This window comes from Maritimimonas rapanae (assembly GCF_057837205.1).
Genome location: NZ_JBYQFI010000001.1, coordinates 1,757,038 through 1,771,516, shown reverse-complemented (window position 1 = coordinate 1,771,516; position 14,479 = coordinate 1,757,038). Strand labels below are relative to the sequence as shown.

The window sequence follows — 14,479 nt, the reverse complement described above, 5'->3', positions numbered from 1 at the left end:
ATTTTTTTTATTAAAATTTTTGAGAAAATTCAATTTTATAATTGTTTTCTACTTATTATTTAAATAACTTTACGTGAAACAATCAAAAAACTAAAAATTATGTCTGTAAATTTATTCGATCTTGCCAAAGACTATCTTACTGATGCTGTGGTAGGTAAGGCTGCTTCTTTTTTTGGAGAAAGCAGCGAAGCAACTCAATCTGGCTTAGAACATGTTCTACCTGCTCTTATGGGTGGTTTAATGAACAAGGCCAATACACAATCTGGAGCATCCGACTTATTAAATATGGTAACACGCTCCGAATTTGGTGGTGGTATTTTAGATAATATTGGTGACCTTTTTGGAGGCTCTAATAATAGTTTATTAGATCTCAGCGGAAACCTATTAGGTTCGCTTTTTGGAGATAAACTTGATGGTATTACTGATCTTATTGGTAATGCTGTTGGATTAAAAAAAGGTTCCTCATCTGGTTTGCTAAAAATGGCTTTACCAGTACTTATGGCTATTGTTAGAAAGAAAATAGCTAATGGCGGAGTAAGCGCACTTACAAAATTATTGTCTGGTCAGAAGAATAACCTAAAGAAAGCCGCGCCATCTGGTTTTATGGATAAATTATTAGGAACATTGGGTGTAGGATCATTAGATAACCTTGCTGTAGATTCTTTTTCTGATGCTCGAGAAACGGTTTCAGATGCAGTAGATGACATAGAAAGAGATGTTAAAAGAGGAAGTAATAAGTGGTTACCATGGATACTTCTGATAGGTCTAGGATTATTGGCTATTTATTTATTAAGAAATTGTGAAAATGATGCTAAAGATGTTGAAGACAAGGTTGAAGAAGTTACCACAGACGTTAAAGAAGGCATAGAGGAAGCAGCATCTAATGTTGTAGATGATATGAATGCTATCTACAATGCTGGTGAAGATTTAGTTGGTAAAACAGTAAAAGGCTTTGAAGATCTTGGAGAATTCTTGAAAAGAAAATTACAAAATGGAGTGGAAATAATAGTTCCTTCAAAAGGAGTTGAAATGAAACTAATTGATTTTATAGATAGTAATAAAGCTGTTGATAAAGATACTTGGTTTGAAATGCGTAGGATATTATTTAAAACAGGTTCTGCTGAACTTGACGATAGGTCAGTAAAACAAATAGAAAGTTTAACTTCAATTTTAAACGCTTATCCTAATGTAAATATTAAAATCGGTGGTTATACAGATAATACCGGGGACCCAACTGCTAATAAAACATTATCTGCTAATAGAGCAACAGCTGTTATGACAGCTTTAATAGGTAGAGGTGTAGATGCATCTAGATTATCTGCTGAGGGTTATGGAGAAGAACACCCAATTGCTGATAATAATACAGAGGAAGGAAGACAACAAAATAGACGTGTTTCTGTTCGCGTAACAAAAAAATAACTTGAAGATATATATGTTCATTAAAATAAAAGCAGCCAATTGGCTGCTTTTATTATTTCTTTTCTGGTATGTTCTTCAAAATTTCTAGAACATATTTCCAATATTTTTGCGATGAACTGATGTTTGCACGTTCATCTGGAGAATGTGCTCCTTTAATAGTAGGTCCAAATGAAATCATATCCATATTAGGGTAATTTGTTCCTAAGATACCGCATTCAAGACCTGCATGACATGCTAATACATTTGGCTCTTCATTGAACATATCTACATAGATATTTTTTAGCACTTTTAGTATTGGAGAATTAGGATTTGGTTTCCAACCGGGATATGATCCTGATAGTTCAACTTCAAATCCCGCTAACTCAAATCCTGATTTTATTGAGTAAGCCAAATCCATCTTACCAGATTCAATAGAGCTTCGTGTTAAGCATAGAATCTTTATTTCACCATCTTTTACCAAAACGCGAGCTACGTTATTAGATGTTTCAACCAGATCTTCAATGTCTGGACTCATTCTAAAAACACCATTATGAGTAGCATACACAGCTTTTAATAGTGTATTTTGATCTTGTTTAGATAAAATTGTTTCTGGTTGCATACATTCTTCAAGATCAATTTCTATATCTTCTTCTATAGAACTATATTCATCAATAATTGCTTTGGCAATTGTGTAAAATTCTTCTTCTAAAATTTCTGGTTTTTCAGTAACAATTATTGCATTACTTTCTCTTGGTATAGCGTTACGTAAACTACCACCATCAATTTCAGAAATATTTATCAAATCGTTCAGTGCAAATAAAATACGATTCATCATTTTATTTGCATTACCAAAATCTTTATGAATATCCATACCAGAATGACCACCTTGTAATCCTTTTACAGAAATTTTATATGCCGAAACATCTTGTGTTACATCTTGTGGAGAATATGATTTTGTGGTAGTAATATCTATACCGCCGGCACAGCCCACACCAATTTCATCATCATCTTCAGTATCTAGATTTAAAAGAATTTCACCTTCAAGCAAACCACCTTCTAACCCCATTGCGCCAGTCATTCCTGTTTCTTCGTCTATAGTAAAGAGTGCCTCTATAGCAGGATGTGTAATGTCATTTGATTCTAAAATTGCCATAATAGTTGCAACACCCAAACCATTATCTGCACCAAGAGTAGTACCTTTTGCTTTTACCCAATCATTATCAACATACATTTCTATGCCCTGTGTGTCGAAATCGAAAATAGTATCATTATTTTTTTGATGTACCATGTCTAAATGTGATTGCATTACAATGGTTTTTCGATCTTCCATGCCTTTTGTCGCAGGTTTTTTAATAATAACATTACCTACACCATCGACTTGGGTATCTAAACCTAAATTTTCGCCAAAATCGACCATGAATTTAATGATGCGTTCTTCTTTTTTTGAAGCACGAGGTACAGCATTTAAATCAGCAAACTTGTTCCACAATATATTAGGTTCTAGGTTTCTTATTTCAGAATTCATATAATTATTATTGAATTTTTATAACTGTTTGGTTTATTGGTTTTCTCACCTTTTTTAAGGTACTCATAAAATCATCTTCTGATCTAAATCCTACTGGTAGTAGTAAAACTGATTTCAAATTTTGCTCACGTAGGTTTAAAATTTCATCATATTTTTGAGCGATAAATCCTTCCATTGGGCAAGCATCAATTTTTTCTAAAGCACATACGGTCATTAAATTTCCTAGAGCTATATATGCTTGATTTATGGCCGATTTCTGCTTCTCTATTGTTGATTTATTAATAAAAATATCTTTTAATTGTTTACGGTAAGGTTTTAGAATTTCTTCGGAAGTTCCTCTAATTTCTTTTTCTAGATCAAAATAGGCATCAATATCATCTAATGTAAAATAATCTTGAATACAAATAACCAATAAATGTGAGGCATTATAAACTTGTTCTTGATCAAATGAAAAAGGAACCAACTGTTTTTGTAATTTTTTATCTTTAATTATCAATAATTTTATGGGTTGTAATCCAAAAGAAGTAGCTGTAAGGTTAAAAGCTTTTGCTAATATTTCTATTTGATTATTAGATAAATACTTAGATTCATCAAACTTTTTACAAGCGTAACGCCATTCTAAACTTTCTATAATATTCATCTAATAAGTTTTATGCAAGAGATTGCATATCTACCAATTTTTTGTAGATACCATTTTTGGCTAATAATTCATCATGCTTGCCTTGTTCGACTATTTTTCCTTTTTGCATTACAACAATTGTATCAGCTTTTTGAATGGTTGATAATCTATGTGCTATAACCACTGAAGTTCTGTTCCGCATCATTTTTTCTAGAGCATCTTGAACCAATCGTTCAGATTCGGTATCTAAAGCTGAGGTAGCTTCATCTAAGATCATAATTGGAGGATTCTTTAGTACCGCTCTAGCGATGCTTAATCGTTGTTTTTGGCCACCAGAAAGCTTGTTTCCACTATCACCAATATTAGTATTAATTCCTTGAGGTAAATCTTTTACAAATTCCCAAGCATTGGCAATTTTTAAGGCTTCAATAATTTGTTTATCTGAAGCAGATTCCACACCTAAAAGAATATTATTTTTTACAGTATCATTAAATAGAATAGCGTCTTGTGTAACAATACCCAATTGATCTCTAAGAGAAGCTTTGGTTAAATCTCTGATGTCTATGTCATCTATTAAAATTTTCCCTTTATTTATGTCATAAAATCGAGTAATTAAGTTTGCAAGTGTAGATTTACCGCTACCAGATTGCCCTACCAACGCCACCATTTTTCCTTTAGGAATAGTGAGTGAAAAATCATCTAAAACATATTCATCTTCGTACTTAAAAGATATGTTTTCAAACTTAATTTCTTTATCAAAACTGGATTTGTCAATTGCTTTTGGTTTATCTTTTAAGGGGTTTTCGGTTTCTATAATTTCTAAAACTCTTTCAGCCGCAGCGTTACCTCTTTTGACACCATAAGATGCTTTTGATATTGCTTTAGCAGGAGTTAAAATATTATATGCTAAACCCATATAAGCTATAAAAGAACTTCCATCTAAAGAACCATCTATAAGTACCATACGACCTCCATACCATAGCAAAATTGCAATAACAGCAATGCCTAAAAATTCACTGGTTGGTGACGCTAAATTCTGACGATTTAACAAACTATTTGAAAAACGATTGAATCTAGAAGTAGATTCTTGAAATTTATGATTAAATTTTTTCTGAGCATTAAAACCTTTAATAATTCGTAAACCGCTTAAAGTTTCTTCTAAAGTTGATAAAAAAGTACCTTGCTCTTTTTGAACCTTGTCTGAATGTTTTTTTAATTGTTTACCAATGCTTGAAATAATAAATCCAGAAATAGGAATAAAAATAAACACAAAAATGGTAAGCTTGACACTAATTATAAGCATCATAATTATAGTAAAAATAATAGTAAGTGGTTCTCTAACAATTAATTCAAGGATTGACAAAAATGAATGTTGAATTTCTAGCACATCGGTACCAATACGTGCCATAATATCTCCTTTTCTTTTTTCTGAAAAATAGGAAAGAGGTAGCTCTACTGTCTTTTTGTACAATACATTCCTCAAATCTTTTAGCACTCCATTTCGTAAAAATGTAATAAAATACATGGCTAAGTAATTAAATACATTTTTTAATAAGAAAAGTATAATCACTAAACTTATAACTAATAACAATGCTTTTGAAGCATCATTCTCTGCAAATAAATTGACCTGATATGCCAGATAATCTTTATAATAATCTTTTAAGTTAGAAACACCTTGGTAGACTGGTTTCACTAACGGTTTAACTTTATCTTTTTCAAATAAAATATCTAGCATAGGTATCAATGCCATAAAAGATAAAGCACTAAACAGCGCATAAAAAATATTACAAACAATATTTAGAATACCATAAACTTTGTAAGGGAGTGCAAAGCGGATTATCTTTTTAAAATAATTCATTAATCTAACTTCAGTTCTTTTATAATGCGCTCTATCTTCTGATCCAATAATCGTTCAGTAGGCATTACTTGCTCTAAATCATGTAGTGGAAGATTTACACTAAAATAGAATTTAATTTTAGGTTCTGTTCCACTAGGTCTGGCAGCAACTTTAGTACCATCTTCTGTTTGATAGATTAAAACGTTCGATTTTGGCAGATCAATGTCAGTTTTTTTGCCATTTAGTAAATTTTGACAGATAGAAGTTTGATAATCATATAAAAATTCAACTTTAGAATCATCAATAGTTGTAATAGGGTTATTACGCATTTCTGTCATCATCTGTTGAATTTCTTGAGCACCATTAGCACCTTTCTTTACAAAAGACACTAAATGTTCTTTATAAAAACCATGTTTTAAATAAAGGTTTAATAATTCTTTGTAAAAAGTTGAATTGTTATTTTTTGCATTAGCAGCAATTTCACAAGCTAATAATGTTGCTGTAACAGCATCTTTATCTCTAATAAAATCACCTACCATATAACCAAAGCTTTCTTCGCCACCGCCAATAAATTCCATGTTATTAAAATCGCGGATCATTTTTGCAATCCATTTAAAACCTGTCAATCCTACTTTAGTTTCTACATTATAACTTTTAGCAATTTCTTTTACTAGATCAGTAGAAACGATAGTAGACCCTACAAATTGATTACCATTTAATTTGTTTTCTTCGTACCATTGTTTAATAAGATAATCGGTCATAACACTCATGGTTTGATTCCCGTTAAGGAGTACCATATTATTATTTAGATCACGAACAGCTATACCTAATCGATCTGAATCTGGGTCTGTACCTATAACAATATCAGCATTTATTTTATCCGCTAGATCGGTTGCCATTTTAAGAGCTTCGGGCTCTTCTGGATTTGGAGATTTTACAGTAGGAAAGTCACCATTTGGTTTCTTTTGCTCTTTAACAACGTTTACATCAGAAAATCCAGCTTTTTTTAAAGCCTGAGGAATTGACATAATAGAAGTACCATGCAATGATGTAAATACAATCTTCAAACTACCTCTATTTAGAACATTAAAAGTTCCATTAGCAACCGAAGCTTTTATAAAAGCTTCATCTATTTTTTTACCTACTTTTTCAATCAATTTTTGATTCGCATCAAAATTAATTTCTGAAAAATTAACTGAATTAACTTCATTAATAATGTCTTTATCTTGCGGAGGGACAATTTGGCCGCCATCATTCCAATAAACCTTATAACCATTATATTCTGGCGGGTTGTGAGAAGCGGTTAGTACAATACCAACGTCACACCCTAAATGACGAACTGCAAAAGATAATTCTGGCGTAGGTCTTAGATCTTCAAACAAAAAGACTTTGATATTATTAGCCGAAAAAATATCCGCTACTATACTAGCAAAAAGTTGACTATTATGACGGCAATCATAAGCTATAACTGCTTTTAATTCTTTGGCAGGAAGGTTTTTATGTAAATAATTAGATAGACCTTGAGTGGATTTACCTAACGTATATTTATTGATTCTATTAGTGCCAGCCCCCATAACACCCCTCATACCTCCAGTACCAAATTCTAGATCTTTATAAAATCTATCAAATAGATCGTCAGATTGATTAGTTATTAAAGTCTGAATTTCTTGTTGAGTATCTCTATCGAAAGTAGGATTGAGCCATTGTTCGGCTTTTTCTAAAATAGTATTCTTTTCCATATATAATTTTACTCCTAATAATAATTACAGGCAAAGATACTAATTTAGATATTCAAGAAATCTATAAATTAACCGTATTGCTTATTTTATAACGATCGCTATCTCGTCTACTTCTAAGAATAAGTTCACCTAAAAATCCGGCTAGAAATAATTGTGTTCCTAAGATCATGGCAACAAGCGCGATATAAAATTGTGGTCTAGCGGTAATCAACCTACCTGTTGGATTTAGAAATAACTTATCGATACCTAAATATAAAGCGAAACAAAACCCAATTATAAACATTAGGCTTCCTAAAAGACCAAATAAATGCATAGGTCTTTTACCAAATTTTGACAAAAACCAGATGGATATTAAATCTAAAAAACCATTAACAAAACGATCCATACCAAACTTAGTAGCACCATATTTTCGAGCCTGGTGTTGAACTACTTTTTCGTCTATTTTATTAAAACCTTCGTTTTTAGCCAATACTGGAATATAGCGATGCATTTCGCCATATACATCTACATTTTTAATGACTTCTTTTTTATAAGCTTTTAACCCACAATTAAAATCATGTAAATGCAAACCGGAGGTTTTTCTAGCTGCTGCATTAAAAAGTTTAGAAGGTAGATTTTTTCTTATTTTAGAATCGTATCGTTTCTTTTTCCAACCAGAAATAAGATCGTAATCTTCTTTTGCAACGAGATCATATAATTCAGGGATTTCATCTGGGCTATCTTGTAAATCAGCATCCATTGTAATCACTACTTCTCCTTGAGCTTCTTTAAAGCCAGCATGTAAAGCTTGTGATTTACCATAGTTTTTTTGAAAACGAATACCTTTTACATTTTTATTATTATGTGATAGGTCTTCAATTACTTTCCAAGAGTTGTCTGTGCTGCCATCATCGATAAAAATGATTTCGTATAAAAACTGATTGGATTGCATAACACGTACAATCCAATCATGTAATTCATTTAAAGATTCTTCTTCATTAAGTAGTGGGATAACTACCGATATGTTCATATACTTTTAGGTTTAGTATTCTTCTTTTTTCTGCATCACTGCTGAGGCGATCAAAGATATAACAAAACCTATGAATAAACTAAATATTAGCATAACGGCTGATAAAATTGCAGGCGAAGAAAATTTCTTTTGCATTTCTATAGCTTGCTCAATTTGATCTTCACTATAATTAGGGTTTTCTTCAAGTTTTTGACGAGCAAGTTCCATACCTTGTTCCATGGTATCTGGAGCAATAACATTTAAAAATAATTGGGTATAAATAATGTAAATAACGATACTTATTAAAGCAATGGAAATACCAGTTTTTAAACCTTGCCCTATAGTTAATAGACCACCATTAGCTTCTTTATACTTTTTAATACCTAATACAATTAGTACAGCAGTAATTGCTATACCTAAAACTGTAATTTTCCAATCTTGTTCTAAATGTTTACTCATAGCGAACAAAGCTACGTGTAGTAAAATTGAGGCAAATGCTAGATAAAGTCCATAGTTTAAGGCAATTTTTTTTGTTGGGTTTTGTTGATTTTCCATTGTGTTAAATTTTTGAGTTGAACAAATATAATTATTTAAGTGTTAGATACTTAATTTTTGCGCTTAATGAGTTGTTTAAAAAAGTGCAAAAACTATAGGAAAATTAGAAATTGGTTGTAAATTTGCAGCGGCAAGTCCTACACAACCAGCTCCCTTTGAATCCTCCAGGGCAGGAATGCAGCAAAGGTATTAGGTCGTAGCGGTGTGATGTAGGTCGCTTGCCATTTTTTGTTTACATAAACTTCTAAAGTTCACTTGTTAGTAACACAAAACTTCAATTTGTTACATTTGCTTTTAAATAATCCTTTTTTATGTCTAAAGTTGTTTTAATAACTGGTGCTTCCTCTGGTATTGGCAAAAGCATAGCCCAATATCTTTTAAATAAAGGAATGATAGTTTATGGAACTAGTCGTAATCCTGATAAAGTAAAAAGTGGTAAAATCAACATGTTGGCTTTAGACGTTACTAATGTTAAATCAATAAATAATGCTGTAAATACAATTATCTCTAACGAAGGCAAAATAGATGTTTTGGTGAATAATGCTGGTATGGGCATTACTGGCCCAATAGAAGATACACCAACCGAAGAGATGCGTAAGGTTTTTGATACCAATTTTTTTGGTCCTATTGATGTAATGAAGTCAGTTTTACCACAAATGCGTAAACAAAAATCTGGATTAATTATCAATGTTACTTCAATAGCGGGTTATATGGGTTTACCCTTTCGGGGAATGTATTCTGCAACCAAAGGAGCTTTAGAATTAGTAACAGAAGCTGCACGAATGGAAACAAAAGAATTTGGCATACACATTACTAATGTTGCTCCAGGAGATTTTGCTACTAATATTGCGGCTGGTAGATATCATACACCAGTTTTTGAAGATTCTGCTTATAAAAACAAGTATACAGAGAACTTAGCTTTAATGGATACACATGTAGATTCTGGGATGAATCCTGAAATAATGGCAGAAATGGTCTATAAAATAATTAATACTAAACATCCTAAAGGACATTATAAAGTTGGCGCTTTTATGGAGAAATTTTCTATAGTATTAAAGCGTGTTCTTCCTGACAAAGTTTACGAGAAGTTGTTAATGAATCATTACAAGTTATAGCTTGTAAAACATGTTAATAAAATCTACGTTATCTATTAGCATCTACTTTTTCGACAAAGTATATTTGCTCAACTTAAAATAACACAATGAAATTTTTTATAGATACGGCCAATTTAGACCAAATTAGAGAAGCTCAAGATATGGGTATTCTTGATGGTGTAACTACTAATCCTTCATTAATGGCCAAAGAAGGAATTACTGGTAAAGAAAATATTCTAAACCATTATAAAGCCATTTGTGAAATTGTTGATGGAGATGTAAGCGCAGAGGTAATAGCTACTGATTTTGAAGAAATGATTAAAGAAGGTGAAGCTCTTGCGCAGTTAGATCCACAGATTGTTGTGAAAATACCAATGATTAAAGATGGTGTTAAAGCATGTAAATATTTTTCTGATAAAGGAATTAAAACCAATGTAACCTTAGTTTTTTCTGCTGGACAAGCATTATTAGCTGCTAAAGCTGGAGCCACTTATATGTCCCCTTTTATTGGTCGTTTAGATGATGTGTCTACAGATGGTTTAGGTTTAATACAAGAGATTCGTTTAATCTATGACAACTATGGATTTGAAACTCAAATTCTTGCTGCTTCTGTAAGGCATACTATGCATATTATGGATTGTGCTAAAATTGGTGCTGATGTAATGACAGGACCATTAAAAGCAATTGATGGGCTGTTGAAGCATCCATTAACTGATATAGGTTTAGCTAAATTTTTAGCAGATTATAAAAAGGGAAATTAAACTTTTAATTAAATAAAATTAAATCCTGCCACGAGCGGGATTTTTTATTTTAAATAGCATCAATAGCAATGTAAGCTCCAGTAATAACTCTAAATTTTTCTTCTTGTTTTAGTACATTTTCAAAAGCTTTATAATCAATCCAGACAAAGCCATTATCTCCCCAATCAATTCCCCATGAGTTTACAACTTTAAAAGCGTTATTGATGTCAGAATATCCTACAACAAGCATAGCATGACAACCCGCTCCCTCATAATTAACATCATGTTCTCTATAAGCAGTCAAGTTAAGAGCATCTTTTTTTCCGAATTCTTGATCTAACACTGCTGAAATAATAATAGGTGTTTTATTTATTAATAAAGTTTTCATTTCATCAACCATATCAAACCCACTTAAAACTTTATAATCATCAATTTTCGCACTTTCAGCTAAAGCATCAGCTGCATCAGTAGGTTGTTTATGACATTCAGTTTCTAAATAAGGAAATATATCTAATGATACAGCCCCCTTTCCTTTTAAAATATCTAAAGTCGCCGTTATGGATGTCCCTCCACATTGACCTTTAGTAATTTGGTTATATGTATAAGCAGGACTCATAATTGTTGTCTCATCATATTCATGATCAAACTGTATTTTTTCTTGCACTGATTTCATGTAATATGTAGCCGCCCAAGACACACAAGAACCTTGTTTACCTTGATTTCCTATTGGAGGTAAAAAATTACTTAAATCAAATTCATTAGGTAAATCATCAGGTATTATAGTGCCTTGTAATGTAAACTCATTTGAAATGATAGTATAGTCACCATTAGGTGTTCCACAATCTAGCCCAAGAGAATAACTTCTACCTTCATCATCAATAAAAATTAACTCATTATCTTGAATAATTTCCGAATTATCTTCTTCTACAACAATATCGATACAGTTTTCGCATACAAATTCTTCTTCTCCACATGAATAGATAAAAAAGGGTAATAAAATAAGTAGGACAATGCAATTTCTAGACATTAAGAGGATTTTTTATATTATACAACGTAATAATTTTTTTTTTTAGTATTAAAAATAAAAAGAATTTTTATTTGAGTATATCTCTACATATTTTTATATGATGCTCAGTATGTAATCTTAAAAACTTCTTAGTTTGTCTTAAATTCAGAATACCAAAATAAGGGTGTTTAAAATTATTTTTTAAATGTAGCTCTTCTATACTAGCTAGTTGCCTTTTAGTCTCTTTTAGTTGTAGTGTCAATTCGTTGGGCTTAATTTCTTCAAAAGACCTAACATGCTTTGGTGCTCTTCCTTTTCCTCTAGGAATCCAATTCAATGTAAAAATCACAAAACGCCAAAAATTAAAATTTGATTTATAATTTGTTGGATCAGATTTTTTCAATGCCTTAGGTACATTTATTAACACTTTAAGTGTGTGATCTAAATGCCAATCAATTCCTTTTTTTGAAACTGATAAATTTTTTACTGATGCCTTTTCTATTAGTGACGTTATCTCTATTATTTCTTTTTCTAAAAACATTAATTATTTAATTGTTTCAGTTCCAATTCATAATCATATTGTAAATCTTCATGAAGTGTTGTAATTATTTTTTTTATCAATACTATTTGACGATTTAAAATATTTTGTAATGTTAGATTCCTAGCTATAGAAGGTTTCATGTTTTTTAAAACGTCGCAGAAATGGAGCAAAATCTCCACTTCAGTTTCTTTATTTTTAGAATATCGAATGTATTTTTTTACCATTCGTAATATTTTACGAACACTTTTTTTAATATAGAAGTAACTACTCGTATTAATCAATTTAAATTGCTCATCAATTTCTTGTTTTACACTTTCTATATAACCAGATTCACTATCAGTTTCAAAAAGTAAATAGGTAAGTAATTCTTTGTTTTCTTTTTTAAATCTAGAAAGCCTTAAACATAATTCTAGCAGCTGCTCTTTTGTTTGGTAATTTAGTTCAGTTTTAAGTTCTTTTACGGTAGCTGCCTTCATTTAAATTTAATCTTCAAGTTGAAAGTCTATGGTAGAAACTACTCTAACAATTTTAATTTCTGGAGTGTTTTGATCTCTATCGTTTATAGAAAACAAACCTTGTCTAGCATTTCTAATCTCACCAACTTTAGAATTAGAATCTTGTGCAAATTTTTCAGCAACTTCACGTGCATTTTTAGTTGCCTCTTCAATCATAGATGGTTTTAACTTATTCAATCTTGTAAAGATATATTCAATTGGTCTCCATGTATTTTTTGAACTTAACAAAATGTCTTTAGTTATAAGATCTAACGATTCAGCTAAAGCTTTTTGAAGCTTTTCTACATTGTTGGTTCTTACTGTAAATTCTGACTTAGCTAAATAACGATAAGTTGTGTTTTGATTGTTATTATAAATATTAGCACGGGCATCATTAATAGTGGCAATACCTTTTGTTAGTTCATTTTTATCAAAACCTAGATTGATAAAGAAGCTATAGACTTCGTTGTTTTGTCGTTCGATTTCATTTTTCAATGTTCTTAGATCATTTCCGGTAAGGGTAATATTCATAGGCCATACAGCAAGATCTGCAGATACTTCTCGCTCAGATAAACCTTTTACCTGTACATAACGATCATATTTTTTTCCTGTTTTATGCATGTTGCCAATAAAGTAACCTGCTATAATAATTGCTACTGAAAGTAAAATAGCTAGCAGCCAATTGTAGTTTTTCATAATTCTAAATTTTGAATAAAATTATCTTTTAAAAAGGATAAAACAAGATACAATTCTTTTCGAATATCATTCCATATCTTTTTTTAAGATTAAAAACTCATCATCCATCACATTACCAGTTAAAATAAGGTTACCAAAAGGAGCTGCTACTGTAGATGCAGACATTTCGCTGCCATCTTCAACATAAATTTGCTCAATAATATAATCTCCTTTATTCCGATAATCTATTTTTATAATTTCTGATGGTGAGGTTTCTTTTTCACCTTTAGCATAAGATGCAAAACGGAGTAAGTTAGGATGCGCACCAATCCATAAATTACCTTTCATATCGAATTCTATATTATCAACACCAGTATTACAATCAATATTTTCAATAAATTTTAATAAACCATTATTACTTCTTTGATATACTTTCACTAAGAATTTTCGTGGTGAAGCAACAAATATCAACTTTCGTTCAACGTCATAATTAATGCCATTGGCGTAAGAAATTCCGCCTGCGACTTCAGTATAATTTTCTCCATCAAAATAAATAATATTAGAAATAGATAGCCCTCCGTAATCTTCAATTAATTGCAGAATACCTTCGGTGTATTTGTGGTCATTCGTAAAATAAAAACGATCATCATCAATCATTACAATATCATTCGGGCTAATCATTGAAGAATGCTCAAGCGTTTCTATATGTTTTAAACTTTGACCATTAAGTTTAAAAACCTCTATCGTATGACTTGTTGGTGTATGATTGACAGCCATTATTTTGTAGGTACTATCAATCTTAGCCATAGAAATACCATGTGGAGCAAAAGGCTTTTTAAAATTGAAAGTTAAATGTATTGGTTTATAATCCTTGGTCTTTAAATCTAAATAATACAAACCACCATATTCTTCCTCAGTTCTGGGTAAAGATTTTCTTGTAGTAGCAGAAACAATAGCAAAGCTATCAATAGCACTTATAGTAATGTCTTCTGCTCCTGCAATTGGAATTCTATACAATATTTCACCATCAAATTTATTTTCAATAGTTCTAAAAAACCCTGTTGAAATAAAAATATGGGCCACAAAGCCAATTATAACTACAAAAAGGAACAGTACAATTTTTTTGAAGAGCTTCATAAGAAATTATAAAAAGCTACAATTTACTTCTTTTAGATGAAGTTAAAAAATGATAAAAAATCTGCAGTTTCGCTGAATGTGCTACAAACGTTAAGCTAATGTGAGTTTTAATTCATTTTATCGACTGATAA

Annotated in this window: 14 protein-coding genes and 1 other RNA gene; 4 read left to right on the top strand and 11 right to left on the bottom strand. The window is 31.1% G+C overall.

Annotated features, from left to right (window positions below; translation table 11 throughout):
- Positions 1-99 precede the first annotated feature (99 nt).
- Positions 100-1,419 carry a DUF937 domain-containing protein gene (locus AC3IF2_RS08435; RefSeq protein WP_489166624.1) on the top strand — a complete coding sequence of 440 codons (1,320 nt, stop codon included), beginning with the start codon at positions 100-102 and terminating at the stop codon, positions 1,417-1,419.
- Positions 1,420-1,471: 52 nt separating this feature from the next.
- Here AC3IF2_RS08435 and AC3IF2_RS08430 read toward each other — a convergent pair whose 3' ends face one another.
- From AC3IF2_RS08430 to AC3IF2_RS08405, 6 genes are all read right to left on the bottom strand, one after another.
- The gene (locus tag AC3IF2_RS08430; protein WP_489166623.1) at positions 1,472-2,923 is read right to left on the bottom strand and encodes an aminoacyl-histidine dipeptidase; all 1,452 of its coding nucleotides are present in this window, start codon (positions 2,921-2,923) and stop codon (positions 1,472-1,474) included.
- 7 nt (positions 2,924-2,930) lie between these two features.
- Positions 2,931-3,563: an NAD(P)H-dependent oxidoreductase gene (locus AC3IF2_RS08425; protein WP_489166622.1), complete on the bottom strand. Its 633-nt coding sequence runs from the start codon at positions 3,561-3,563 to the stop codon at positions 2,931-2,933.
- 10 nt (positions 3,564-3,573) lie between these two features.
- Entirely contained in the window at positions 3,574-5,400 is a 1,827-nt protein-coding gene (locus tag AC3IF2_RS08420; protein ID WP_489166621.1) for an ABC transporter ATP-binding protein, read from the bottom strand.
- Entirely contained in the window at positions 5,400-7,118 is a 1,719-nt protein-coding gene (locus AC3IF2_RS08415; protein WP_489166620.1) for a phospho-sugar mutase, read from the bottom strand. Before AC3IF2_RS08415 ends, AC3IF2_RS08420 begins: the two co-directional genes overlap by 1 nt.
- A 61-nt stretch (positions 7,119-7,179) precedes the next feature.
- Positions 7,180-8,127 carry a glycosyltransferase family 2 protein gene (locus tag AC3IF2_RS08410; RefSeq protein ID WP_489166619.1) on the bottom strand — a complete coding sequence of 316 codons (948 nt, stop codon included), beginning with the start codon at positions 8,125-8,127 and terminating at the stop codon, positions 7,180-7,182.
- Between the two features lie 12 nt (positions 8,128-8,139).
- The gene (locus tag AC3IF2_RS08405; RefSeq protein WP_489166618.1) at positions 8,140-8,661 is read right to left on the bottom strand and encodes a DUF4199 domain-containing protein; all 522 of its coding nucleotides are present in this window, start codon (positions 8,659-8,661) and stop codon (positions 8,140-8,142) included.
- Positions 8,662-8,789: 128 nt separating this feature from the next.
- On the opposite strand from AC3IF2_RS08405, the gene ffs reads away from it, so the two are divergent.
- From ffs to fsa, 3 genes are all read left to right on the top strand, one after another.
- An RNA gene (gene ffs / locus AC3IF2_RS08400) (signal recognition particle sRNA small type) lies at positions 8,790-8,888 on the top strand.
- Between the two features lie 84 nt (positions 8,889-8,972).
- Positions 8,973-9,776, top strand: coding sequence for an SDR family oxidoreductase (locus tag AC3IF2_RS08395; protein WP_489166617.1), 804 nt, complete (start codon positions 8,973-8,975; stop codon positions 9,774-9,776).
- An 86-nt stretch (positions 9,777-9,862) separates the two neighbouring features.
- A complete protein-coding gene (fsa, locus tag AC3IF2_RS08390; protein ID WP_489166616.1) occupies positions 9,863-10,516 on the top strand; it encodes a fructose-6-phosphate aldolase in 654 nt (217 codons plus the stop codon).
- Between the two features lie 49 nt (positions 10,517-10,565).
- Here the strand turns inward: fsa and AC3IF2_RS08385 are convergent, their stop codons facing one another.
- The 5 genes from AC3IF2_RS08385 to AC3IF2_RS08365 all read right to left on the bottom strand — a co-directional run bounded on the left by AC3IF2_RS08385 (position 10,566) and on the right by AC3IF2_RS08365 (position 14,348).
- The gene (locus AC3IF2_RS08385; RefSeq protein ID WP_489166615.1) at positions 10,566-11,522 is read right to left on the bottom strand and encodes a C1 family peptidase; all 957 of its coding nucleotides are present in this window, start codon (positions 11,520-11,522) and stop codon (positions 10,566-10,568) included.
- Positions 11,523-11,589: 67 nt separating this feature from the next.
- On the bottom strand, positions 11,590-12,042 hold the full coding sequence (locus AC3IF2_RS08380) for a hypothetical protein (protein ID WP_489166614.1): 453 nt from the start codon (positions 12,040-12,042) through the stop codon (positions 11,590-11,592).
- Entirely contained in the window at positions 12,042-12,518 is a 477-nt protein-coding gene (locus AC3IF2_RS08375) for a hypothetical protein (protein ID WP_489166613.1), read from the bottom strand. Before AC3IF2_RS08375 ends, AC3IF2_RS08380 begins: the two co-directional genes overlap by 1 nt.
- A gap of 6 nt (positions 12,519-12,524) precedes the next feature.
- Entirely contained in the window at positions 12,525-13,232 is a 708-nt protein-coding gene (locus AC3IF2_RS08370) for an SIMPL domain-containing protein (RefSeq protein WP_489166612.1), read from the bottom strand.
- 66 nt (positions 13,233-13,298) lie between these two features.
- Positions 13,299-14,348: a hypothetical protein gene (locus tag AC3IF2_RS08365; protein WP_489166611.1), complete on the bottom strand. Its 1,050-nt coding sequence runs from the start codon at positions 14,346-14,348 to the stop codon at positions 13,299-13,301.
- Between the last annotated feature and the right edge of the window lie 131 nt (positions 14,349-14,479).

What these genes read in the sequence shown, in the direction of transcription:
- AC3IF2_RS08435 (WP_489166624.1), top strand. Translation starts at nt 100, where the DNA reads ATGTCTGTAAATTTATTCGATCTTGCCAAAGACTATCTTACTGATGCT.
- AC3IF2_RS08430 (WP_489166623.1), bottom strand. Translation starts at nt 2,923, where the DNA reads ATGAATTCTGAAATAAGAAACCTAGAACCTAATATATTGTGGAACAAG.
- AC3IF2_RS08425 (WP_489166622.1), bottom strand. Translation starts at nt 3,563, where the DNA reads ATGAATATTATAGAAAGTTTAGAATGGCGTTACGCTTGTAAAAAGTTT.
- AC3IF2_RS08420 (WP_489166621.1), bottom strand. Translation starts at nt 5,400, where the DNA reads ATGAATTATTTTAAAAAGATAATCCGCTTTGCACTCCCTTACAAAGTT.
- AC3IF2_RS08415 (WP_489166620.1), bottom strand. Translation starts at nt 7,118, where the DNA reads ATGGAAAAGAATACTATTTTAGAAAAAGCCGAACAATGGCTCAATCCT.
- AC3IF2_RS08410 (WP_489166619.1), bottom strand. Translation starts at nt 8,127, where the DNA reads ATGAACATATCGGTAGTTATCCCACTACTTAATGAAGAAGAATCTTTA.
- AC3IF2_RS08405 (WP_489166618.1), bottom strand. Translation starts at nt 8,661, where the DNA reads ATGGAAAATCAACAAAACCCAACAAAAAAAATTGCCTTAAACTATGGA.
- AC3IF2_RS08395 (WP_489166617.1), top strand. Translation starts at nt 8,973, where the DNA reads ATGTCTAAAGTTGTTTTAATAACTGGTGCTTCCTCTGGTATTGGCAAA.
- fsa (WP_489166616.1), top strand. Translation starts at nt 9,863, where the DNA reads ATGAAATTTTTTATAGATACGGCCAATTTAGACCAAATTAGAGAAGCT.
- AC3IF2_RS08385 (WP_489166615.1), bottom strand. Translation starts at nt 11,522, where the DNA reads ATGTCTAGAAATTGCATTGTCCTACTTATTTTATTACCCTTTTTTATC.
- AC3IF2_RS08380 (WP_489166614.1), bottom strand. Translation starts at nt 12,042, where the DNA reads ATGTTTTTAGAAAAAGAAATAATAGAGATAACGTCACTAATAGAAAAG.
- AC3IF2_RS08375 (WP_489166613.1), bottom strand. Translation starts at nt 12,518, where the DNA reads ATGAAGGCAGCTACCGTAAAAGAACTTAAAACTGAACTAAATTACCAA.
- AC3IF2_RS08370 (WP_489166612.1), bottom strand. Translation starts at nt 13,232, where the DNA reads ATGAAAAACTACAATTGGCTGCTAGCTATTTTACTTTCAGTAGCAATT.
- AC3IF2_RS08365 (WP_489166611.1), bottom strand. Translation starts at nt 14,348, where the DNA reads ATGAAGCTCTTCAAAAAAATTGTACTGTTCCTTTTTGTAGTTATAATT.